The sequence below is a fragment of the Thermococcus thermotolerans genome, from assembly GCF_024707485.1.
GTDB classification, from domain to species: domain Archaea; phylum Methanobacteriota_B; class Thermococci; order Thermococcales; family Thermococcaceae; genus Thermococcus; species Thermococcus thermotolerans.
The window spans coordinates 1,253,301-1,275,599 of record NZ_CP102602.1; the positions used below are offsets into that span (position 1 = coordinate 1,253,301).

Here is a 22,299-nt window from a genome sequence, read left to right on the forward strand (position 1 = left end):
TCACCGGCTTTCGTTCAAAACCCTTAAATTCTCCCCGCCGTTTGCCCCTTGGGTGGGACGATGTACACTGAGGAAGGACTATTAAGCGAGATTAGGGAACTCCTCGAAGATGAGGAGCTCTACGAGCTCTACGAGAGGGCATTCAGAGAGTACCGCTATTACTTCGAGACGACCAACTACATCGTCCTGAACGTTTACCAGTTCAACGACCACGGGCCGATCCACGTCCTCCTAACCACCAGGCGCGCGCTGGAGCTTCTGAACATCATTCGGAAGTTCGGAATCCAGACGACGGCAGAAAAGCTCGGCAAGCCCTTCCGGTGGAGCAAGTTCATAGTTGCCTTCGGGGCCCTGTTCCACGACATAGGGAACATGGTTCACCGCGTCAACCACTACGGGTTCAGTGCCTTCCTGGCAGAGCCGATAGTGGAAAAGCTCGTCGCGGAGTTCGAACGGGACGACCCGCTACTGCTCAAGGCACTGACGCTGAACGCTATATACACCCATGACGAACATGTCCCATGCACCACCATAGAAGGCTCGCTGGTTACCATAGCAGACGGCTGCGACATGGAGGCCGGAAGGAGCAGACTGGCCCACAAGAGGGACAGGGTCGACATACACGCCGTTTCGGCACTCGCCATAGAAAGGGTCGATATCAAGGAGGGCACCATGGAGCAGCCAATACTCATTGAGATATGGATGAAGCACCTCGCCGGCATCTTCCAGGTGGACGAGATACTGACAAAGAAGGTGAAGAGCTCCCTCCTAAGCGGGAAGGTGAAGCTGAGGATCCACGTTGGGGAAGAGCTCATGGAGAAGGTTATTTAACCACCTCCCCCAAATTTTTACCATGCTCTTCGAGGCCTACCGTGACCTTAAATACCTCCTCAACAGGGGCTACCGGAAGAGGTATGCCCTCGAATTCGTGGCCAACCACTACCGGCTGAGTAGGGGGGAGAGGCACCTGCTGGCCAGGTGCGTGTTCCCCGACTCATGGATCGAGGATGTCAGGAAAAAAATTCTGGGGCCCAATGAGCTCAGGGGAAAAGTGCTGGCTATAGACGGCTTCAACGTCCTGATAACGCTCGAATCACTGGTAGAAGGAAAAGCCGTGCTCTGTGAGGACGGAATCGTGAGAGACCTGAAGTACCAGGGAAAGTACAGGCTCAGGGAAGAAACAGAAAACCTGCTCCGTGAAATAGCCAGGGCGCTCCTTGAGCTGGAGGTTTCAGAGGCGGTTTTCTTCTACGGCAGAAGCGTTTCCCAAAGCGGTCTCATCAGAAAGCTCACCGAGGAGGCACTGGAGGTCGAAGGCGTGGCTGGGGAGGCCAAACTCGTCAAGAGCCCGGATTTCGAGCTTAAAACTCACGACACCGTGGCGACCGCCGACGTCGGCATCATCGAAAAGGTTCCCTTCGTTTTTGATCTGGCGGCCTACATTGGCCTCAGGCTGGGGAAGGAAGCAAAGCCATTTTTCAGACTTTTCAAATCGGCAGCCTTGGGAGAGTAGGGACATATATCCAACCGCTTCAGTTTTGTTTGAAGTCTTAGAAAGTTTTTAATATGACAAGTGACAAGAATATAACATGTCTCTACGACCCGCTTCCTTTTTTGCGGGTTCGGAGGGATTTGGATGAAACGTGTCGTAACGGCCGTGTTGGTATTGTTGCTCCTCGGGATGGTCGTCGCGAGCGGCTGTCTCGGGGGAGGTGGGGAGACCTCAACCACTCCCTCATCCCCAACAACCACCCCTGGAACTTCTACCGAGGCCACATCACCGTCATACACTTCCAGCACTCCAACTTCGTCCGAGACGACCTCCTCTCCTGTAACGGAAACCCAAACAACAGTGACCGAGACCACCTCCGCCACCGAGACTGAGACTGAAACCCAGACCCCCACTGAGGAAGCCTACTGGGAGAACCCATGGGAGTACGCCCCGATAAACATCAAGGGCGAGACCTACTGGATAACCTACTACAAGTACCGCTACAAGATTCAGCCGGATCAGAACTCACCGATTTATGAATACGTCATAGAGAAGAGCGTTGATAAGACCACCGTCAACGTTTGCGGTATGGATCTTATGGGAAACAAGAAAGACCTCGGTGAGCAGCAGGTTTACGCCTACAGAACCGTGGTGAATCCTATCAAGGCTGCTGGACTTGATGACACCCTCACCATAACAGTCTGGTACCTCTCCAACATGAGCGAGGCGTTCATCTATCCGTGGGACGTGCTGTGGTTCTCGTACATCTCCCCGACCGGTGCCGGAGACAACATTTTTGTCGGCATCCAGTTCGACTACAAAGGACAGAGCCTCAGGGTCATGAACCCCGCCCCGTTCCAGAGCGGCCTCTTTCCGTGCTTTGAGGGGGATATGAACCTGCCCGATACGGTAAACGAAGACCTCGGATACCTCTACATGGGCTGGGTTACCCTCCTCCATCTGGGATTCTGGTACGAATGGAGCAGCGTTAACGTTCTGGTTCCGCAGTCGGGCGTCTGGAGCGACGGAATGGGTCACACCTGGACATGGAGCACAAGCCCCGACGGCGTTACAAGCTACTCCGGATTCACCTTCAAGCTGGTCAACTACCAGTGGAAGTACGAAGGGACTGTGGAGGGCGTCAAGCTCCAGGGAGAAGGAAAGTTCTCACCCGATCTGCCCCTGGTGATTGAGAGCGAAGGCTACTACTCCTATAAGGATCCAAACACAGGCCAGACAACGGTCGTTTACGGCTACCTGAAACTGGAAGACCTGAAGCTGGAGAAAAACCTGCCCTGAGGCTCTTCTCCTCATTTCTTTTACCTGGCTATGCAAATGTTTAAGTATTTCCCAGTTGTATTTGATGTAAGATAACTGGAGGTTGGGATAATATGAATGTCAAGACCAAGACTGTTTTTTCAATTTTTGTCGTTCTTTTAGTTTTTGTAAGTGTGAGCGGATGCCTGGGAGGAAGCGAGAGCACAACAACCCCTGCGACCTCGACCCAAGGAGGATACACAGGCGAGACCACTGAAACGTACAGCGAAACCGACACGGAAGAGGAAACTACCACTGCCACATCGGAATACGCCACCTGGACCAATCCCTGGGACGCATCGAAGCCAGTCCGCATTGGGAACGGCGTTTACAGGATAACGTATCTCAGGTACAACATCAAGGTCAGGCAGGCAGAGGGAGCCCCGGTCTATGAATACGAAGTCGAAAAGAGACGCGGCCCCGGCAAGGTCACAGTTTACGGAACCGAATGGGACATGCAGACCGGGGAGGCCAAGAAGGTCGAGCTGGGCGAGTACGATGCCTACGAGTACTATGGAAAGCTGATACCAATAAACGCAGATCAGCTCGATGCACCGGTGGAGTACTGGCTGTGGGGAACCCAGCCACTGGAGTTCTATGAGGGCTTTTTCCTGTTCCCGATAGCCCAGACTTTCGGAATGGGCTATCCAGAGGTCATTGGATTCAAGATCAAGTACAAGGACAACGTCTACGAGGTCTATAATCCGAGCGCCGTTGGAAAGGACGACTATGACTTCTACATGAGCGAGGGCTTCAGTCTCGCCGACATTCCGGACACCGACCTTACTTACACGGCATTCTTCGCAATGACGACGTTCGGCTTCTGGGGAGTGCTGGAGGAAGAAAACCTAATGACATCAACCGAGGGAAGCTACGGCTTCATGAACTACCAGTACAAGTACAAGATAGAGCCCCAGGGGACCACCAGCATAGGCGGAAAGACCTTCAAAACCGTGAGGGTCGAATGGTCATACATCGTTGGTGACGCAAGGGGCAACGGGTGGGCGATAATAGCACCAAACCTGCCTGTTCCAATAGAGGCGGAAGGCCTCTTCGTGGCAGGGGGAACAAACATATATTCCTATATGAAACTTGAAGACATCGGATTCGAGGAGGAGTGAATTCCTTCCCCCAATTTTAGACAACTTTAAATTTTCTTAGCCATATTTCTACCCATGTTTGGGGAGTACGAGCTGAAGACCCAGTTCATCAAAATCATGGACAAAAAAATCCACCTCGTTGAGAAACCCGGGGACACCGTTCTCTACAGGCGTGATGAAGTCAGGGTTCTCATAAAGAGAGGTGAGGACGGACTGTTCGTCCTTCCGGCTCCAGCTGAAGGCTACGGCGTGAGGTTCCTGATGATAAGGCTCTCCGAGAAGATAGCGGTTCCCCCAAAGGACAGGCTCACCGGATACCTATCCGCCCCAATAGACATCACCGTCAGGAGCGGTGGGACGGAGATAGACCGCTTTGTCGTCGGGAGGGAGAAGTACGCGCTTTACGGCAGGATAACATCCGGGGTCATAGCCAGGTACCACACCAGCGGGTTCTACAGGGAAGCCCCCGAGGCACCGGGTGTTGTAAAACTCATCATAAACAACCCCACCGGGGACTGGAAGCTGGTGGAGAAGGTCGTCATCCCGATAAAGGGAAGTGCCATGTTTTATTCAAGAGACAAAGCCTATTACCCCCTGGTTGTGCTCACAACGAGGGAGCCCTACGAGGTGAACAACACGGGGAACCCGCCGGACGGAACCCTCAGAAAGACCCATGAGGCGGAGCCGATACCCAACTTCAGGATGAGGTGGTAGGCATGGCCAACGTCACACTGCCCTGGCCGCCTCCCCTGCAGGTTGAACTTACGGTTATAGGTGCCGTCAAGGTCGCAGTAATACTTGTGGGGGCCGTTGTGATAGGGCGGGTCATCAGAAAGCTCATCATCAGGAAATCCAAAGAGACCTCCCTTAAGTGGATAATAAACCAGGACACCGCCGACATACTTTTCAGGATGTTTGTCCTTGGGGGAGCGATCTGGGCGCTGTACGTTCTCGGGATAATGAGCTACAGCATCGGACCGACAACACTCGGGAACATCGCCTTCGCCGCAGGGTTTTTCTATTTCACGTACCTGATAGCAAGGAAGTCCAGGGACTACATGATAGAGGGCTCCGGAGGGGAGCCGGGGCCCGACGTTGTTATCAGGGCCAAGCTGTTCTACTACGTCCTCATAACCATTGCATTCTTTATGGCACTGAGCTTTGCAGGGGTTAGCGCCCAGCTCAGCGCCCTCCTGGCGGCGGCCGGGATAACGGGCATCATCCTGGGTTTCTCAGCCCAGACCGTAGTCTCGAACTTTATCTCGGGAGTCTTCATGTACTTCGATAAGCCCCTCCAAATAGGGGACGCGGTTAAAGTTGGAGACGCAGGCGGAGTCGTTGAGGACATAAGGATATTCTCCACGAGAATACGCTCCTGGGACGGGACACTGATAAGAATACCTAACGAGAAGCTCTTCAACAGCAACATCGTGAACCTGATGCGGCACTCCGTCAGGAGGGTGGACATCCAGGTCGGGATAGCATACAGCGCCGACGCCGACAGGGCGGTGGAGATAATAAAGAAAGTACTGGATGATATGCCCCTCGTCCTGGCCGAGCCCGAACCAGCGGTGTACATAAGCGAGCTCTCAGACAGCGCCGTTGTAATATCCGTCCGGGCGTGGGCACCCAGTGAGAAGTGGTTCGACGTGAGGACGAGGATAGTGTTCGATGTCAAAAAGGCCCTGGACGAGGCGGGCATAGAGATACCGTTCCCGCAGAGGGTCAACTGGTTCGCCAACGAGCTGAGGGTGAAGGTGGAAAAAACGAAGGAAGAATAACTGTCCCTACTTACCCCTTTTTCTTCCCATCAGGGGGAGCAGTAGGGCGGCCAGCACCATAAGACCAACGCCGCACGTTCCTCCTGAGTCCTGAGTTTCTTCAGTTGATGTCTCCGATGCAGTAGATGACTCGCTCATAATCGTTTCGCTGGGAGTGGGAGAAGTTTCGGAAGGTGTTTCATGAGGACTCTCGCTCGGTACGGTTTCTTCCACCATTATGGACATCCTTACAACATCCTCTCCTCCAAGATCATCCCTCACGGTGAGCACCACCGTGTAGTTGCCAGCCCTCGTGTAGGAATGAACCGGTTCAGGGTCGGTAGAGGTTGTCCCATCCCCGAAGTCCCACTTCCAGTCCACTACCTTCCCGTCGGGGTCATAGGACTTATCCACAAAGCTAACCTCCTCCCCAACCTTCGGGTTCCTGGGAAAGACCGTGAAATCGGCAGTCGGTGGAAGATTCCTCGGGGAGACAGTTATTTCGGTACTGTACATCCCCTTCTTCCCTTCATCATCACCCACAGTCAGCGACACCACGTAAACGCCGGGGGCGCTGTAAACGTGCTCCGGGTTCCGCTCAGTAGACACGCTGCCGTCTCCAAAGTCCCAGAGCCAGCTCTCTACGTTGCCGTCCGGATCGCTTGCGCTTGCTTCAAACCGAAGCCTGTCCCCCGCACGAATTTCCGAGGATGGACTGTACGTGAACGATACAGTGGGAGGCTCATTATTTAGGACATTTACCGTGGCCGTACAGGTTGACTCCGCTCCCCATTCATCACGAACGGTCAGCGTAGCCGTGTATTCTCCCTCGTTGTCGTACCTGTAGCGCACCTCCGTCGAATTACTCTCAACAAAGTTTCCGTCCCCAAAGTCCAGCCTCCAGCGGGTTTTGTCGTTTTCCGGATCCTGAACGTTAAAGTTGAACACAACGTTGAGGGGCTCCTTTCCCATGCCAGGACTTGCAGTCAGAGTACACTCCGGAGCACTGTTGTTGGCAAGGACATTGGCGAGGTTGATCTGGGTCAGAACCGGGGGCAAATAGGGGAAGTTTGGATTCACTATCGGTCTGGTCACGATTACCGGGCTCAATGTTCTCATCTTGTAATAGTCACCCATACTGGGCACGTAGAAATCGAGAACCAGATGGCCATCCTCGCTGTCGAGATACAGAACACCCGTAACATTGTATTTTTTATCTTCCTCCTCAACCCTTCCTTTGTAGTGCACAAGTATTGCAGTCTCTTCAGAGAAGCTTACCTTGTGAGTGGTTATTTCGGTCTCTCCATACTCTCCTTCAAACTCTGCGTCTACCCTAACCCCGGGAGAAACTACACCTCCAAATTTAAGACCTGCTTTGATGCCGATGCTGAACATATTGGTTTCCTCTTTCCAGTTCAGGGTTTTCATGATCCTCTCATAAGAACCACTAACTTCTCCCACCATTATTGAAAACATGGCGAGCATGTTGGAAGCCTCATAGTTTCGGAGCTCGTAAACATTCGTCGGATATGTTGTTATATCGCCAACTTTATGCAGTTCAGAATTGTACTCCTTAAAAGCAATTGACGGCGGTCCTTTTGGAACAGTCGCCAGTATGTACTGCTGTTTCCCATCGATAACCGCCAGTTCTTTAGGTGAGATTATAGGGAACTCATACACATCATAATACGTGGTTACCACAATTGCTCCATCTGCCATATCGGCCCACAACGTGAGGGTCTGCTGGGTGGAAAAGGATTGTCCTGTTATCGAAGTTGTCTTCTTCTCCATGTTTAGCTTTAAACTTGTCTCCATACTCGCCACTTTCTTTTCTCCAAGGGTGAGCTTGAGTCCTACACTCATTTTTGAGTCCGTAATGGCTTTTACTGTGGTGGTGACTGTTTCAGTTTCCCTACTCCGATACCTGGCGTAAAAGATGCCATCATCGTTTATAACGTCATAGTCTACGGGAGGAGCATTTATCACAGCTATAACCTTCTCTTCAACTGCTAGTGTTCCCCTTCTTGGAGGCCCTACCTTTATGGAATTCCCGTCCACGTCCCCAACGGCCAAACCTGCACCGTACTGAAAGTGTGAGCTAAAGCTCTTTCCGAGAGTGTTACCTTGCATGTCATAGACCTTTATGACGTCCTGCTGGGAGGCCCACACTATCTCATCGACTCCGTCGGCATTGACGTCCCCGACGGCAATCCTATCACCTTTTTTGAATGAAATCGGGAAGCTGGAGATTTCTATATGTTTGTATCCCCCGTTTTCCCAGACAAAGGAGAAGACGTGTATCCCTATCCCCCTTCCCCTGTTCGCCATGTCCCGGGTCGCCACTATCAGCTCATCGGAACCGTCGAGGTTCACATCGCCAGTGGCTATCTCGTCCCTCGCCGTCAGGGAGAAGTAGTCGTCGGTTGAAAAACGGCCTATCATGTCCCCGTTCATGTTGTAGATTGTTATCATGCCTTCGCTGAAATCCGCATGGACGATTTCGCAGATGCCGTCCCCATCAAAATCTCCAACCGCTATGCCGTCCTCATCGCTGAACTCCCCGATGTGGAATTTCTTCTCGATTTCCAAGTTCTCATTAAAGGCAGTTATCCAGTCACTGCTCCTGTCTGCAAAGATAATCTCCTCCTTCCCGTCTCCATCGACATCGCCCGCGGCTAAATCATCGCCGGCCTCAAAGTTCACGTCCCTCTTGGCCAGCATCACACCGTCCTTTGTGAATATGTAGATGTCATCATCCCTGTCCCCATGGATTATTTCTGCCTTCCCATCACCGTTCACATCTCCGGCCGTTATTTCGTCCCACTTCTCATAGTCCTTCCTAAAGGAATACAGGCGCTTCCCACTTTCATTTTCATACATAAAGAAATTGTCTCCTCTGTCCCCGATAATTATCTCCTCGTCTTTGATAACCATCCCATCCTTCCAAAAGGGTATCTCCTGGCCTGCCCCACTCGACACGTAGTCTAATCCAGAGCAGAACAACAAAAATATACAGAGAAGCGTGGCTTTGCTTTTCATAACCACTACCCCCTGCAGATGAGAGTCTACGAAAATCCAGAAGAGGATTTTCGTAAACCCATATCCTAAAAATACTTGAAAAGTAATAAATCTTTCTAAGATGTTAATCAAAACATTTAATCCAGAATCGCCATAATTGTAAAGACCATCATCATGGCACTTTCTCTATCAACGCGTAGAAGAACCCTATCGTTCCGTGCCTGTGGGGCCAGGCCCTCATTGTCCCCGGCAAAAGGCCCTCATCGTAGGGGCCGTTCAAAGGCACGAGCTTCGCGTCCTCATGCCTCCCCAGGAACCACTCCACAACGCCCTCGTTCTCCTCGCGGAACATCGAGCACGTCGAATAGAGGAGCCTCCCCCCAGGCTTCAGGAGCTTCCAGGCGCTCTCTATGAGTTCCTTCTGAAGCCCCACGACTTTAGGGATGTTCTTCTCGCGGAGGCGCCACCTCAGCTCCGGGTTCTTGGCTATCGTCCCGTCGCTCGTGCATGGGGCATCGAGCATCACCCTATCTGCGATCTCCTCCCCCAGCATAGCGGGAACTTTCCTTCCGTCCGCCCTGATTGTTTCGGCAATTTCAACGCCAGTACGTCTGAGAACCTCATTCATGCGCTTTATTCTGGCCTTATCGACATCGAAGGCGTAGATTTTTCCCTCATTTTTCATCAGTTCCGCCATGTGGGCTGTCTTGCCACCGGGAGCAGCTGCCAAGTCGACGACGGTCTCGCCGGGCTTCGGATCCAGTACAAGAGAGGCAACCGCTGCAGCTTCCTCCTGGGCTACGGCGAAGCCCTTGTTGAAGAGCCATTCCGGGTTGAAAGGGTCAAGAATCCTGATGACGGTCTCAACTCTCTTGCTCCTCTCGAAGCGGACGCTCTTTTTTCTCAGATAGCGCTCAACGTCCTCAACGCTTGCCTTCAGGAGGTTGACCCTGATGCTCGTGGGCAGGGTCTCGTTGAGTGCCCTCAGGAGATCTTCGGCCTCATCCCCAACCAGTTCCCTCACCTTCCCTATGAACCACTCCTGGAACAGGTAGTCCCACTTGAGGCGCCTCTCCTCCGTATCGATAACCGGGACGTATTCGAAAACCTCCGGAAGGAGGTCATAGTAATAATAGCCCACGTAGGGATGCGTCCTCTTCGACAGAAACTGGGCAAGGCCCCTAAGGTGCCCCCGGGTTTTTTCGCTGGGGTCTCTGAAGACTGCCACCTCGACCGCGACTCTAAGGGTAGCCCTCAGCCACGGGTCGAGTATCAGAGGGGAAACCCCAACAAGCTCCTCGATAACCTCATCTATAAGCCCGAGCCTCCGCTGAATGGAGTAGAATACCCCCGTCAGCTTGGAGTTCTCCCATCCTTCAATCCGGTACCTCGCAAAGGCCTTCCTCTTTGCCTGCTGGCTCGGCTTTACCTCCTCGCCGAGCTTCACGGCCTCAACCAGTGCATACAGCTGTCTGTCACTGAGCTTGAGCTTCCCCAAATTGTCTCCCCCCGTGTGAGCTGGGCTCATGCAGTTTTGAACCTTTCCATGACCCTTTTCGCCACCCTACGTATCTCATTGTCGTCCGAGTTAATGAGGCCCTCAAGAATCGGCAGGAAGCTTTCCCAGTCTATTCCGGGGCGTATCCCCCACATCGTTATCGCATCGAGAACCATGAGGGCAGAGAACTGAAGTTCAGGGTTTGAAAGAGCCCCTTTCAGGAACTCCAGTACTCTAGACACCGCGTCCTCGTCCCAGGTGTAGATGAAGTAGTAACTGAAGAACTCCGGCGCAGGGAGCGGGCGCTCCGGAAGCAGGCCGAGCATCTTTTCAATGATATCCCTCCTGCCGCCTTTTGAGGCAAGGATTGCGAGGATTTTTGCCCCCTTGTTCCTCTCCCAGGGATTTCCGGAATCAGCCACGTCAAAGAACGTGGGTATCAGGGGATACAGCAGTTCAAATTCTCCATTGTTCATCCTGTTTACAAGCCTTGAGAGTGTCCAAAGGGCGTTCGACCTCTTTCCAGGGTCTCCCGAACGGAGGAACCCCTCAATCTCCCGAACGGAATCCGGCCGCGAGCGGAGGATATCAAGCAATGCCCCGGCGTCCCCCTCCTCCAGCACCCTCTCAAGGGACGGTAGGGATTCTCCGTCGGAAAACTTCTCTACAGTAATTCCGGCAGGTCTCCTCTGCCGTTCAGAGGGAGCTGGAGGTGAGAACTCCACAACACCCGCAGGACCACCTCTCGGGCCATCGACAACCTGAAACCTGGGGGTGAACTCCTCCGCTCCCTCTTTTTCCAGGGTCTTTGAGAGCCACTTAATGAGAAATTCATCGCCGAGTGAAATGGCCAGATCCATTGCCGTGGAGTATTCTCCGTTCAGCACAAGCCTGTGAAGGGTGTTTTTAGCCTCTTCTGGCCTGGAGCGGTAGTAATTATAGAGCGCCTCCTCGCCCATACGGGCCAGTCTTTTTGCCTTTGATCGGATAAAGAAATCATCACTGCGGGCGACAATCCTTTTAACCCTCGAAAGAACCCGGGGAAGAACTTTCATGGCATCCTCCGGAACTCCCCTCTGAAGTGCTTCCACGAGCACATCAAGGACAAAGTCCACCAAGATATCATCATCACTCAGAAGGAGTTCCGATGCCTCCTCAAGGAGCCTTTCAAAACTTTTAGGGTCTCCCGTAAACACAAAGATGTTGAGCAGAAGCCTGAGCCCCATTCCCTTCAAACGGGGATTGTCACTGGAAATCAACCAGGCGACTTTGGAGCGAATCGCAGGAGAAGGCTGGGCAACGGTTAGCTTCGTAACCAGCTCGGCCATTTCAATGGAGGCAAACTCTATTCCGGGGTCTTTTACTAGCTCAACCAGTATATCCACCAGCTTCAGAAACTCCTCCTTCCTCAGGGGAAAGCCCTCCACCAGTGCAGAGAGAACCTTCAGGGATTTCGTTACGAGGCGGGATTCTTTTGACTTCAGTGCAGAAATTATGGCATCAAAACCTTCGTTGATTACAAGAAGCCTTGTTTCTCCGTCCTCCCCCTTCAAAACCTCGTAGAGGGCAAGTAGTGCCCTGACCTTTGTATTCACATCATCCTCCCTAACCAAGTCCAAAAGCATCAGGAGGACGTCGCTGTCTTCCATAGCCAGCCTGACGGCCTCCTTTATCTGCCACGAGAGCACCAGTTCGCGCAGTTCATCTTTAGATAGGACGGCCCCTCCGGACGGCACAATGTGTAGTATAACCAGCTTTGCATATATCACTTTCGCTTCTTTGTTATCGGGGGTTAGGGCATCCTGGAAGGCATAAGCAGCTCCATTAGTAGTTTTGGATCAGGACCATCGCCCTCACCTGCCCACAGGCTCAAAAGGAGCGAAGTTCCTCCGAGCATCAATGCCAAGTTCAGTGCCTCTTCAACGTGCCTGCCAAGGAGAAGTTCTTTTATTACCTCCAATGCCTCCTCAGTTCTAGAGCGGTAGTATGAAAACAGCACCCTCTCGACTTCAGTTCTCACACTAGAAGCCCTGGAACGGACAAGAACACTCTCGGCCCCGTTTTCAAGGTTCTTAAGAACGTGCAAGAATCTTACGAGATGCTTCATCATATCAGGAGAGAGATGGAACGCAAGGACTTCCTCCAGAAAATCCAGCCCTGCTTCAATGAGCAGGACGTTACTACTGGTCAGAAGGTCAGTGATGCACTCCAGCACCACTTTGCTCTTCCCATCAAGGCTTCCCGAATTGAGGAGGAGGCGCATACCAAGTGTCCGCAGGTATATGTTGTCCGCATTAAGGAGCCCATCTATCTTAGCCCCCACCTTCCAGCTTAAAGGAGGCATTTGGAGTTTACGGAACAGCTCCAAGAGCGAGAGGTATATGAAAGTGTCCTCCCTTTCCGCCACAGGAACCGAGGCCTCTATCAGCGTTAGAAGTCTGTTCTCGTCTATCTGCACCCCCTCAAGAAGCCTGAGAAGAACCTCCAGAGTTCTTGAGACAATCCTGCCGTCTTCATCGCCGAGAAGAGTCACTAAGCGGCTAAAACCTTTTTTCAACACTACGGACTTTATCTTGCCGTCAGGATCCCCGAGGAGTTTCCCGATGGCTGTGAGCGCCCGCAGACGGGTGGTTGTGTCTTCGTCTCCCAGAAGCCTGAGGAGAGATTCAACCACGTATTCATCTCCATTTGCGATATTTATTATATCCATCGCCCGCCAGGACATCACTAGCTCCCTAATTTGATCCATGGGCCTCACCCCTCATTATACCCACGAGATATTGAACTTCATCCAATATATTGTTTTCGCTTTACACACGTTGGAACCTGTACACGTCGACGGATATCCTTTCCAGCCTCTTCCGGTGAAAGAAGAACTGAGCCGGAATCTCAAAAGAAAGAGTTACTCTGTGCGTTATTGAAAAATTGAAGTCTTTGACAAATGCTTCGATGAAACGTCTGACCTCGGGCTTGGCGAGATGGACGGAGTAAACAACGTCGCTTACCTCAAAGGCCTTCATCAAGAACGGCCTGTCCGCATGGGGGTTTTGGCTACCAAAGGGCGGGTTCATGACGACCGTGTCGACTTTTTCCGAAAAATCTGACACATCCCCGTGAACGACATCAACGCAGTCCAGCAGGTCGAGGGATTCCAAGTTCCCGAGAAGAACCTCCACAGCATCATCGTCAACCTCAACCGCGTAAACCTTCTCCGCCCCAAGGAGACAGGCCCCGGCCGAGAGAACCCCTGTCCCTGCACCGAGGTCGGCCACAATTTTGCCCTCTATGTCCCCCTGCGAGTACGCCAGCCAGAGTAGCTCCGCCGCAACGTTCCCAGGCGTCCTGTACTGCTCAAGCTCGGGCTTTGGGTTTCTGAAGCCGTCCAGCCTTGAAAGGGCAATGGCAAGGTGCTTTTTCTTCACATTATCCCCCTTCCAAAATTCTAACGAAATGTATTTATATTTTTACTGCAATAATATCTCCACGGGAGAAAAAATGGGGCTAATAGCCACCGGCATACCTAGTCTTGACAAGGCCCTTGCTGGAGGTTTCTCCAAGGGAACCAGCATTTTGATAGCGGGAAACCCCGGGACAGGAAAAACCCACCTGGCAATTCATATTCTCTACAACAATTTGCAGAAGGGTCTAAAGGGTGCGTACGTCTCTTTTGCTGAAAGCAAAAAACAATTTTACAAAAATGCCCTGGAGAGCGGTGTGGATTTTTGGGAAATGGAAAAACAGGGGCTCTTTAGGTTTTACGACATGTTAACAATGCCAAGGGAGGAGATGAAAGAATTCATTGACTTCCTTATCCGGGATCTGATAGAATGGCAACCGGAGATAGTAGTTTTTGACTCAGTAACTGTTGTGGGCCAGATCTTTGGAGAGGTCATGCTGAGATCGTTCCTCCATTCGATTATAGGCAGAATCGTTAATGCCCTGGATGCCCTTGCCATACTAATAGGTGAAATACCCTATGGGGAAAAAAAGGGTGGGTTTTGGCGTTGAGGAGTTCGTCGTAGATGGAGTCATAGTCCTTGAAATGGAACGGAAAGGCGAGGTCATAAAGAGGTACCTGACAATACCAAAAATGCGTGGCAGACGGATAGTGAAAAGTGCCTATGAGTACATAATCACCAATGAGGGCATTGACGTCCTTTCAGTTCCGGAGCTAGAATTTACCGAAAGGAGAATAGACACCAGTGAGCGGTTTGAGACTGGCATACCCGTACTCGATGACCTGATTGGTGGAGGGCTATACAAAGGCAGTATTACGATGATAACAGGCCCCACCGGCAGTGGCAAAACGATACTAGCCCTCACGATAGCATCCAACATGGCTAAAAAAGGTAAAAACGTGCTCTACATAACCTTCGAGGAGTCAATTGGCGCAATACAGGAAGCCATGACCAAGCTGGGGCTCACGGGCAATATTAAAATTGTTGCCATGGTTCCGGAAGCGAAGACCCCTGTTCAGTATTACGCGACAATAAGAAGGTTATTGGATGAAACATCGTCAGATGTCCTAGTCATAGATTCCCTGTCTGCCATGAAAAGCCACATGGATGAGAGGGATTTTATAAAAGCCCTGAGATACCTCCAGCTGTTGACCAAGGAAAGGGGAATTACGTTTATCCTGACGCACACGTCGAGGAGCGCCGAGGGGTTTATTTCTACGGGGTTCAGCACATTAATGGATACAATAATAGTGCTCGATTATCAGCTACCTCAACACCCCGGGGAATCCATGAAACGCCGCATACTTGTGCTCAAGTCCAGGCATTCTGAACACAAACCATTGCTCAAAGAGTTCTACATAGGTGAAGGGGGTGTTATAATTGAGTAGCATCGAGATAACCCCCGCATTTGTGGCCGTTACAACCCATGAAATCCTCCAGAAGTTGGGGAAACCTTTTGAAGCCACGATTAACACGTACCTTCTTTCTAAATACGGAAAAGGCATAGAAATCATAGAAGACAACCCCCGCACTTTTTACACCGCTCTCAAGGAGCTTTTTGGAGAGTTCGCGGCAAGGGTATTCATCTACGACCTCATAAAAGAACTAAACATTCCAATTAAATCAACCGATATCGAGGATATGATAACGGCCTTGGAGGAGTATCTCGGTGAATAGGTATGGCCGAAGAGGTGCTCAAAACTCTCCGAAGAAAGCACAGCTTTTTGAGTGCAATGATCGAATGTGTTGAATACGCCATGAAAGAGCTTGAGGGGCAGGAAGATCCTGAAAGTGTATATAAGACACTGACAATGTTTCTCGGCGAGTTCCCAACTAAAAAGTTAATACAGGATTTGGCAAATGAAAATGGCATTAGAGTGCGGGTAAGAACGCGGGAGGACGCCTTAAACGTTCTGAGGAGCCTTGAAAGGGGCGGTAGAGCTACCTGACACTCACCCCAAGAGGCTCATCGAATTTTCGTTCAGCCCCAAGTATCTCATCGAAAGCGTAGTCCTCGCGGAGACCGAGCAGTATCTCCACCTCGGCCGGCGTCAGCACGGGCTTTCTCCAGTTCTCGTAGTCGTCTATAGGCACGCGGGGACAGGCAACGACGACGTAGGCATCGAAGTCGAAGCCTTCCAAAGCCGGGTAGTTAATGTGGTTCATGGCTATGAGCCTCGCGTATTTCCCGTGCTCCCGGAGGAGTTCGACGACGCGCTTCGCCTCAGCCAAGCGAAGCTGACCCTTCTTGGTGCTGGTTATGACGCCGAATTTTTGAGCATCCATGGCCTTCGCTATCTGCGCCCAGCGCTTCCTTATGAGCCTCTCAGCCTCCCGGTCCATCCATATAGCATCACCTGAGTAGGGGTTGACCGCCAAGGTCGGTTTACCCGTCGCGACCGCAACGCCGAGGGGGTGGAAATAGCCGGCGCCGATGAAGAGGACGCCGTCGGCATCCAATTTGGCCGCCGAAAAGTTACACCCGAGAACCTGGCCGGGCCAGCTGACACGGGAGTCGCCTTTTCCAACGAGGACGTCAAAGCCTTTCTGTTCCAGGAACTCCTTTGCCTTTCCGAGCTGGTGAATATGCTGGGCCGTCGTGACGAGGGCTATCCTTTTTCCTAGCTTTCGGATTTCCCCCAGGTTCTTCTCCAAGGCCGGAACAACGTCCACCCCTGCAAAGGCCGGGACGAATATCGTTGGAACCTCCAGGTGGAGGCGCATGTAGCTGTGACCGAGGTGTATCAGCGCATCGCAGCCGAGGAGCTTTGCCTCTCTATCGGCAGGGTCACAGGCACCGTAGTTTATATCCCCGCTTATTATCGCCTCGATTCCGTTCTCCTCAAGGAAATCGGCCAGAGATTGGGCTTCCTTCTTCAGTCCCTCAGGCGTCTGGATGAGCACGCGCTTGGCGTTGAGCTCTCGAAGGGTTTCCAATATCTCGCGACTCGAAACTTCATGCATTGAACCCACCGGAGTCCATAGCGGAAAAGCCTTTAAATGCCCATCGGCATCGATACTATTGGAAAAGGTTAAAAACTGGAAATTAATGATAGAGATTGGTGAACAACGTGGTGGAGTTTTTCAGACTCCTCGGTGAGGCATGGGGAAAGTTTGAGGAGACCAAATGGCTCCTTCCAGTGCCGGTAGTGATGAGCCTGCTTAACTACGAGAAGGTCCTGGAAGCTCTAAACGTCGAGGGCTTCCATTTCGGGATTCAGTTCCCCCTGCCCGAGCCGACACCCACCCTCTGGAGCCTCGTCTCCCTTCCGGCGAAGGCCTCAGGTGCTGTCTTTTCCCTAGAGGGCATAACCTTCACGGCGCTCTTTATTCTCCTTGGAAGCTACCTCGAAGCGGGTTACATTGGAAGCATAAGGGATGAGGTTCTGATGCGCGAGAGCGACTTTCTCAAGAACGCCGGAAGGGACTTTCCCGAGTTCCTCAAGTTTAACGCCATGCTCTACGCGGTCATGATGTTTCTAATCCTCACCGTAATGGTCTCACCGTTTATGGCCCTCTCGGCTTTTCTGGGGCTTCTTATATTCCTTTACGCCATTTATGGGACACCTTTCTTAATTTCAATCTATAACCTCAGCTTCATGGATGCCCTAGCGGAGAGCCTCAACATGGCCAAAAACGGCGGTGAATACCTCAGCTACGCCATCAACTATCTTGCCGTGGGGACGCTGATCTCAATTCCACTGACGCTCATAGTGACCAACATGGGGATAGCCGGTCTGGTGGTCGGTCTGCTCCTCTCCGCACCCATCTCACTGACCCTGAGCACGGCCACGGTCATATTTTTCATTAACTTCCGCCGAGGTCCCTAGACAGGGAAAAGCCTTAAATATTCTAAAGCAAATAATACCTCGAAGTTCGATGCATCGGGGTGATGAGTATGGGTGAGTTCATCATAACGACCACAGAGAAAATCCCCGGCTACCGCGTGGTCGAGGTCAAGGGCCTCGCCAGGGGCGGTATCGTCAGGGCAACCCACGTCGGAAGGGACATAATGGCCTTCTTCAAGAACCTGAAGGGCGGAGAGGTGCAGGAATATACTCAGATGCTGGCAGAAGCTAGAGAAGAGGCGCTGAGGAGGATGAGGCTCCACGCGGAGGACATGGGGGCCAATGCCGTCATAGGGGTCCGCTTCATGACATCCGCGGTTGCCTCGGGGATGGCCGAGATATACGCCTACGGCACGGCGGTGGTCGTTGAGAGGGTCAAGGAGGAGTGAGCATGTACCTCCTTCCGTTCCCCATACTCGGCGGGCTGCTGGCGTGGGCAACGCTCTACTTCCTCGGCTTCGAAAAGCAGAGATGGGGAGAGTTCGTTCTCGGCTTGGCCGCGTTTTTCATTGCAATGATCATTCAAAACCCCGTCCAGCAGCTCCCGCTCCTCGGAATGGGGATAAAGTCCAACGCAGACGTCATAGCCAGGGGAACCACCTTTATCATAGGTGTTTCGATATGGCTCGGGCTCATCGCCGGCATAGCCCAGGAGGGGGCGAAGTACCTCCTCGTGAAGGGGAAGAGCCTGAACACCGGCCTGTTCATGGGACTGGGTTTCGGAATAACGGAGGTCTTCGTTATAGCCGGAGCGGCCCTCGCCGGAGCTATGGCAACTGGAAAGCCGCTCGACGTGCCGCTGAGCACGGCGCTCCTCTCGATGGTGGAGCGCTACTTCGTCGTCCTGTTCCACGTCGGAACCGGAATATACCTCGCGTACGCCTACAGGGAAGGCTACGGGAAGACGGGCCTTCTGGCGATGATAGGAATCCACACGGTTATCGATTCCCTGGCGGCGTACTACCAGCTCACGAAAAGCGAGCCGGTCATGTACGCGGTAGAGTTTATAACCGCCCTCGCCGCACTGGGACTGCTGTACTACACCATTCCAAAGGCAAAGGTCGAGCTCCCGAAGGAAGAGGAAGCCCTGTGGTGAGCGACGTGCTGGTGGACAGGAAGGAGAAAGCCCTTAAGAAGCTGAGAAAAGACCTCCGCTCCGGGCTCTACTCGTACCTAGTGCTCCTGCTCCTGGAGAGGGAAGAAGAGCTCCACGGCTACGCAATACGGAAAAGACTGGAGGAGCTCAGCGACGGCAGGATCGTGCCCAGTGAGGGCGCTTTGTACGACATCCTCAAGAGCCTGAAGAAGACCGGCTTGGTGGGAGACACCTGGGCGGAGGTCGGGGGAAGGCCGAGGAAGTACTATTCCCTGACAAAGCTGGGCAGGGAAGTGCTGAACGAGCTGAGGATGGAGATAGGCGCGATAATGGAGACGCTTGAAAGGATGGAGGGGGGCTGATGCCAAGTCCCGATACAATTTTCGGGCTTTTCATCTCTGCCACAATGTTCTTCGCAGGATTGCTGACCTACCTCTACAGGGACAGGCCGAACCACGCGATAGGAGTGAGGATAGGCTACACGTTTCAATCGAGGGAAGCCTGGAGGAGAACGAACGAGTTCGCGGGGAAGGCGTTTATGGTGCTCGGCGTTCTTCTTGGAATCCTGAGTTTCACCGGCAACGTTGCCCTCCTGACGGTTGCGATGCTCGTCGGGACTGCCCTTATAATCAAAAGAAGCTTCACGATAGCCAGGGAGACCGTTGAGCTGGAGGATATCTCAACGCCGGCCGTCGGCGAGCCAAAGCCCATATCCAAAGTGGACGTCAGGCCCTACCTCGCCGTTCAGGGTGTTCTGCTCGCGTCATACCTCATTCTCCTCGCCGTTAGCTGGGGAAGAATGCCGGAAATCATAGCGGTCCACTTCGATGCCCGGGGAATGGCCGACCGCTTCGAGCCCAAATCGATTGGAGCGTTCCTGACACCGGTGGGGGTTTCCTTCTTCATCCTCGGACTGACGTACCTCGGAAGGGACCCCCTTGCCCTGAGAATACCCAAGGGGAATGAGAAAGTCGCCAGGATAATCCTTGAGCTCCTCACGGCGATTCAGTTCATAATATGGAGTGCCTCCGTCTATTCAATTCTCTACAACGCGTACTCCTTCAGCTCGCCGGCATTCTTAGACGCGATAGTCCTCGGAGGGGTGGGGCTTATAGTTATAGAGACGCTCAGGCTCATAGTGGCCGTAAGGGGTGTTAAATCAGCTCTCTAATGCCTTTATCAGCTCCTCCCTATCGGGCTTTCTTGTTATTCCCAACTCAACGGCGTGCTCAAGCACATAGTCGGGCAGGTTCTCCTCGAAGAATGCTCTTATCCCCTTTCCCGGGAAGTAGAAGGCGTAAACGCGGACGTTTTTATCTAGGCACTTCCCCCTAGCGACCATGAACCCCTTCTCGGCGTTGACCCTCACAATATCCCAGGAGAAGACCTCCGTGAGGCCAAAGAAGGCCTCGAAGAGCTTCACCCGGGCATCCTTCAGGGCCTTGTTTACCGCCTGGCGGGAAATTCCGAGGGCCTCCGCTATCTCGACCTCGCGCATTCCCCTGGCCCTCATCAGCCAGACCCGCCCCATGCCCTCCGGAAGTCTAAGCATCTCCCATGGCCTCCCCGATGAGTTTTAGAACCTCCTTACCCCTATTCGGGGAGAGCAGACCAACTGCCCCGATTCTGAGGAGCATCAGCGTCCCGGGAGTTGAGACTAGCCATGCTTCTCTAATCCTCACCCTCATCACCTATAACGGATAACAAATTTTTCACTTCCTCCTTCGAGTCATACCTGAGTTGATAAACTCCGCGCTCGGTAACGATGAAGAGAGTGTTCATAATCATTGGACCTCCTTCCCGGACGAAAACTGCCATTATAACTCCAGCTACCAAGATAGGAACTACAAAAGATGTTTTTATAATAGAGGCAAGGAGCGAGAAAACGATTGTTATAAGAACAATAATCAAAGCCGCCCTTTTTCTTTCGGAGATGGTATAAGTTACGAGTTCAACGCTCCCAAAAAACATCCACCCAAGACCCACCCACCTGTACTGGGCTGTGAAGAATATTCCCACCCCACCGATAAACATGCCGAGGGGGACAAGAAGGATCTCGGGCGTGTATCTAGCGAGGATGAGATATCTGCTAGATGAAGCATCGATAACATCTAAGATCTCACTGAATGATATATCAACATGACGCTTGAGTAATAATCCCCATTCCAGGGTTATTTTTCTCCCTTTGACCCTAACGGCGCGCCCATGGAAGAAAACTGGCGTTACCATGAGAAGAATGAAGAAAGCCATGATTAACAGGGTATTTTCAAGGGCAACTCCCGCGGTAAAAACCACCAGCTCGAGAAATAGGAGTATATTATATTCTCTCGCATTTCCTGTTCTCATGTTCTCACCTTGTCAACTCATGTAAGTTGACAAAATATTTAAACCTTTCGATGGATTTAAATAATTTCACACATTCTCCCTCGTGGTGATGACATGTCCCTAGAGGAGCTCTACCGCTACATCAACTGGAGGATGGATCCAGGGGATGAAAGGGCAAGGGAGAGATTCAGGAAGATAGAGGAGCTCTTCAGGAGCATTTCGGATGAACTGCCGTCAAAGGGTCGAGTTCTGGACATATGCGCCGGGACGGGTATAGCGGGCGTTGCCATCGCAAAGGTGACCGGGGCCAGACTCCTAACGCTCCTCGATGCGAGGAAGGACGACCTTGAGCTGGCGAGAGAATGGGTTAGGCTGGCCGGAATAAGTCCCGAACTGAGGATGGTTCAAGGAGATGCCCGGGGGGTTGCAAAGCTGGTGGACGAGCACGACGTTGCCGTGCTGTGGGGATTCACCATGCCGCACTTTGACCCCTTCGATGCAGTCAAGCTGTTCGCGGGGGTTGCCCTATCGCTCAGTGATGATGGCGTTTTCCTGATAGAGGACATGGACAGGGTTTACTGGGTAATGTACCGTGCAGGGTACAAAAAGTTCCTGGTGGAGGGCAGAAAAGAGGGCCATACCATAGCCTCAATGCACGAGGGTTACAACTTCGTTAGGGGGACGTTCAAAAGGGGCTACTACATCCTTCCGGGATTCAAGAAGATAAGCGACGTTGACTTCCACTACTGGGACATCTCAACCCAGCTCGCAATCGGAAGGGTCTTCTTCAGAGAGGCCCGGCTCATACCCGGAGAAAGCAGGGGCGTTAAAAACGTCTGGGGTCTGCTGTACTTCAAAAAGCCAAGAAAGGACGTCGCAGAACTTGTGCTTAGAGATTTCAGCCGTCCGCTCTAAACCTCATCTCTATTTCCTGGCTAACGTTGCCGTTTTTGATAACGAGGTAGTAGTTTCCGTCGGAGAGGTTGAAATCAAGGTTCACCTCAGTGACGTTTTCCCAGCTGAGAACGACGTTATCTCCGTCAACGTCCTCAAAGTAGCCAGACTTTGAGACAACCACATAGGCTGAAAACGGGTTCTGGGCTATTATCTGGCCGCGTATATGTGAATTCGCCGGAAGAAGCTCGGCCTGGACGTTGTGGGGCCCGAAGATGCCCTTCTGGTACGAATAGTCTGCCGGGAACATCTCGGCATTGACCACTAGTCCAATCACTAGGGCAACCGCAACGGGCACAACCAAAAGGATGTACTTCCTTTTTCTCGCCATCATCTAGCGTCTACTGCCCTAGTTCTTAAAATACTTTCGGAAGAGAACACAGAACCGGGAACAGAGCCCTTTGGGGGGAGTTTTATGTAGATTTTCCAACGG

At 52.3% G+C, this 22,299-nt stretch carries 26 protein-coding genes; 16 read left to right on the forward strand and 10 right to left on the reverse strand.

Translation table 11 applies throughout. The features are described 5' to 3' along the window. Window positions 1-60: 60 nt before the first annotated feature. The 6 genes from NUS69_RS07230 (at window position 61) to NUS69_RS07255 (ending at window position 5,690) form a co-directional block, all read left to right on the forward strand. On the forward strand, window positions 61-831 hold the full coding sequence (locus tag NUS69_RS07230) for an HD domain-containing protein (protein WP_258083162.1): 771 nt from the start codon (window positions 61-63) through the stop codon (window positions 829-831). Window positions 832-853: 22 nt separating this feature from the next. Continuing rightward, window positions 854-1,513: a DUF434 domain-containing protein gene (locus NUS69_RS07235; RefSeq protein ID WP_258083163.1), complete on the forward strand. Its 660-nt coding sequence runs from the start codon at window positions 854-856 to the stop codon at window positions 1,511-1,513. Between the two features lie 123 nt (window positions 1,514-1,636). Continuing rightward, complete coding sequence (locus NUS69_RS07240; protein ID WP_258083164.1) at window positions 1,637-2,791, forward strand: hypothetical protein; 1,155 nt, start codon at window positions 1,637-1,639, stop codon at window positions 2,789-2,791. Between the two features lie 152 nt (window positions 2,792-2,943). Next, window positions 2,944-3,930 carry a hypothetical protein gene (locus NUS69_RS07245; protein ID WP_258083165.1) on the forward strand — a complete coding sequence of 329 codons (987 nt, stop codon included), beginning with the start codon at window positions 2,944-2,946 and terminating at the stop codon, window positions 3,928-3,930. Window positions 3,931-3,984: 54 nt separating this feature from the next. Then, window positions 3,985-4,623: a DUF432 domain-containing protein gene (locus tag NUS69_RS07250; protein WP_258083166.1), complete on the forward strand. Its 639-nt coding sequence runs from the start codon at window positions 3,985-3,987 to the stop codon at window positions 4,621-4,623. 2 nt (window positions 4,624-4,625) lie between these two features. Beyond that, window positions 4,626-5,690, forward strand: a complete 1,065-nt coding sequence (locus NUS69_RS07255; RefSeq protein WP_258083167.1) for a mechanosensitive ion channel family protein — start codon at window positions 4,626-4,628, stop codon at window positions 5,688-5,690. Between the two features lie 6 nt (window positions 5,691-5,696). On the opposite strand, the gene NUS69_RS07260 is transcribed toward NUS69_RS07255, so the two are convergent. The 5 genes from NUS69_RS07260 to NUS69_RS07280 all read right to left on the reverse strand — a co-directional run bounded on the left by NUS69_RS07260 (window position 5,697) and on the right by NUS69_RS07280 (window position 13,607). Continuing rightward, window positions 5,697-8,708 (reverse strand): PKD domain-containing protein, encoded by a 3,012-nt coding sequence (locus tag NUS69_RS07260; protein ID WP_258083168.1) that lies wholly within the window; start codon window positions 8,706-8,708, stop codon window positions 5,697-5,699. A 151-nt stretch (window positions 8,709-8,859) separates the two neighbouring features. Beyond that, a complete protein-coding gene (locus NUS69_RS07265) occupies window positions 8,860-10,185 on the reverse strand; it encodes an RsmB/NOP family class I SAM-dependent RNA methyltransferase (protein ID WP_258083169.1) in 1,326 nt (441 codons plus the stop codon). Between the two features lie 26 nt (window positions 10,186-10,211). Next, window positions 10,212-11,921, reverse strand: coding sequence for a hypothetical protein (locus tag NUS69_RS07270; protein ID WP_258083170.1), 1,710 nt, complete (start codon window positions 11,919-11,921; stop codon window positions 10,212-10,214). A gap of 56 nt (window positions 11,922-11,977) precedes the next feature. After that, window positions 11,978-12,934 (reverse strand): HEAT repeat domain-containing protein, encoded by a 957-nt coding sequence (locus NUS69_RS07275; protein ID WP_258083171.1) that lies wholly within the window; start codon window positions 12,932-12,934, stop codon window positions 11,978-11,980. 61 nt (window positions 12,935-12,995) lie between these two features. Beyond that, window positions 12,996-13,607, reverse strand: coding sequence for an METTL5 family protein (locus NUS69_RS07280; protein ID WP_258083172.1), 612 nt, complete (start codon window positions 13,605-13,607; stop codon window positions 12,996-12,998). A 73-nt stretch (window positions 13,608-13,680) separates the two neighbouring features. Between NUS69_RS07280 and NUS69_RS07285 the strand changes: the two genes are divergently transcribed. Genes NUS69_RS07285 through NUS69_RS07300 form a run of 4 tightly spaced genes read left to right on the forward strand, consistent with a single transcriptional unit; the run spans window position 13,681 to window position 15,592 of the window. Continuing rightward, window positions 13,681-14,193: an RAD55 family ATPase gene (locus NUS69_RS07285; protein ID WP_258083173.1), complete on the forward strand. Its 513-nt coding sequence runs from the start codon at window positions 13,681-13,683 to the stop codon at window positions 14,191-14,193. After that, window positions 14,162-15,031, forward strand: coding sequence for an ATPase domain-containing protein (locus NUS69_RS07290; protein WP_258083174.1), 870 nt, complete (start codon window positions 14,162-14,164; stop codon window positions 15,029-15,031). Before NUS69_RS07285 ends, NUS69_RS07290 begins: the two co-directional genes overlap by 32 nt. After that, complete coding sequence (locus NUS69_RS07295) at window positions 15,024-15,320, forward strand: DUF3227 domain-containing protein (RefSeq protein WP_258083175.1); 297 nt, start codon at window positions 15,024-15,026, stop codon at window positions 15,318-15,320. Before NUS69_RS07290 ends, NUS69_RS07295 begins: the two co-directional genes overlap by 8 nt. Before the next feature lie 2 nt (window positions 15,321-15,322). Continuing rightward, the gene (locus tag NUS69_RS07300; protein WP_258083176.1) at window positions 15,323-15,592 is read left to right on the forward strand and encodes a hypothetical protein; all 270 of its coding nucleotides are present in this window, start codon (window positions 15,323-15,325) and stop codon (window positions 15,590-15,592) included. Here the strand turns inward: NUS69_RS07300 and dph2 are convergent. Further along, window positions 15,585-16,607 (reverse strand): diphthamide biosynthesis enzyme Dph2, encoded by a 1,023-nt coding sequence (gene dph2, locus NUS69_RS07305; RefSeq protein ID WP_258083177.1) that lies wholly within the window; start codon window positions 16,605-16,607, stop codon window positions 15,585-15,587. The two genes, NUS69_RS07300 and dph2, sit on opposite strands and share 8 nt — an antisense overlap. Before the next feature lie 98 nt (window positions 16,608-16,705). Here dph2 and NUS69_RS07310 point away from each other — a divergent pair, with 98 nt between their 5' ends. The 5 genes from NUS69_RS07310 to NUS69_RS07330 all read left to right on the forward strand — a co-directional run bounded on the left by NUS69_RS07310 (window position 16,706) and on the right by NUS69_RS07330 (window position 19,758). Then, window positions 16,706-17,473: a hypothetical protein gene (locus NUS69_RS07310; RefSeq protein WP_258083178.1), complete on the forward strand. Its 768-nt coding sequence runs from the start codon at window positions 16,706-16,708 to the stop codon at window positions 17,471-17,473. Between the two features lie 68 nt (window positions 17,474-17,541). Next, the gene (locus tag NUS69_RS07315; protein WP_258085035.1) at window positions 17,542-17,880 is read left to right on the forward strand and encodes a heavy metal-binding domain-containing protein; all 339 of its coding nucleotides are present in this window, start codon (window positions 17,542-17,544) and stop codon (window positions 17,878-17,880) included. A gap of 2 nt (window positions 17,881-17,882) precedes the next feature. Next, window positions 17,883-18,587 (forward strand): YhfC family intramembrane metalloprotease, encoded by a 705-nt coding sequence (locus tag NUS69_RS07320; protein WP_258083179.1) that lies wholly within the window; start codon window positions 17,883-17,885, stop codon window positions 18,585-18,587. A 5-nt stretch (window positions 18,588-18,592) separates the two neighbouring features. Beyond that, on the forward strand, window positions 18,593-18,949 hold the full coding sequence (locus NUS69_RS07325) for a PadR family transcriptional regulator (RefSeq protein ID WP_258085036.1): 357 nt from the start codon (window positions 18,593-18,595) through the stop codon (window positions 18,947-18,949). Beyond that, window positions 18,949-19,758: an SdpI family protein gene (locus tag NUS69_RS07330; RefSeq protein ID WP_258083180.1), complete on the forward strand. Its 810-nt coding sequence runs from the start codon at window positions 18,949-18,951 to the stop codon at window positions 19,756-19,758. The genes NUS69_RS07325 and NUS69_RS07330 overlap by 1 nt, the downstream gene beginning before the upstream one ends. Here NUS69_RS07330 and NUS69_RS07335 read toward each other — a convergent pair. The 3 genes from NUS69_RS07335 to NUS69_RS07345 are packed head-to-tail and all read right to left on the reverse strand — an operon-like array spanning window position 19,747 to window position 20,933. Beyond that, on the reverse strand, window positions 19,747-20,139 hold the full coding sequence (locus NUS69_RS07335; protein WP_258083181.1) for a hypothetical protein: 393 nt from the start codon (window positions 20,137-20,139) through the stop codon (window positions 19,747-19,749). The genes NUS69_RS07330 and NUS69_RS07335 overlap by 12 nt on opposite strands. Then, on the reverse strand, window positions 20,132-20,275 hold the full coding sequence (locus NUS69_RS07340; RefSeq protein ID WP_258083182.1) for a hypothetical protein: 144 nt from the start codon (window positions 20,273-20,275) through the stop codon (window positions 20,132-20,134). The genes NUS69_RS07335 and NUS69_RS07340 overlap by 8 nt, the downstream gene beginning before the upstream one ends. Continuing rightward, window positions 20,259-20,933, reverse strand: coding sequence for a hypothetical protein (locus NUS69_RS07345; RefSeq protein ID WP_258083183.1), 675 nt, complete (start codon window positions 20,931-20,933; stop codon window positions 20,259-20,261). The genes NUS69_RS07340 and NUS69_RS07345 overlap by 17 nt, the downstream gene beginning before the upstream one ends. Window positions 20,934-21,026: 93 nt before the next feature. Between NUS69_RS07345 and NUS69_RS07350 the strand changes: the two genes are divergently transcribed. Continuing rightward, window positions 21,027-21,827, forward strand: coding sequence for a class I SAM-dependent methyltransferase (locus NUS69_RS07350; protein ID WP_258083184.1), 801 nt, complete (start codon window positions 21,027-21,029; stop codon window positions 21,825-21,827). On the opposite strand, the gene NUS69_RS07355 is transcribed toward NUS69_RS07350, so the two are convergent. Continuing rightward, on the reverse strand, window positions 21,811-22,200 hold the full coding sequence (locus NUS69_RS07355) for a multidrug transporter (protein WP_258083185.1): 390 nt from the start codon (window positions 22,198-22,200) through the stop codon (window positions 21,811-21,813). The two genes, NUS69_RS07350 and NUS69_RS07355, sit on opposite strands and share 17 nt — an antisense overlap. Between the last annotated feature and the right edge of the window lie 99 nt (window positions 22,201-22,299).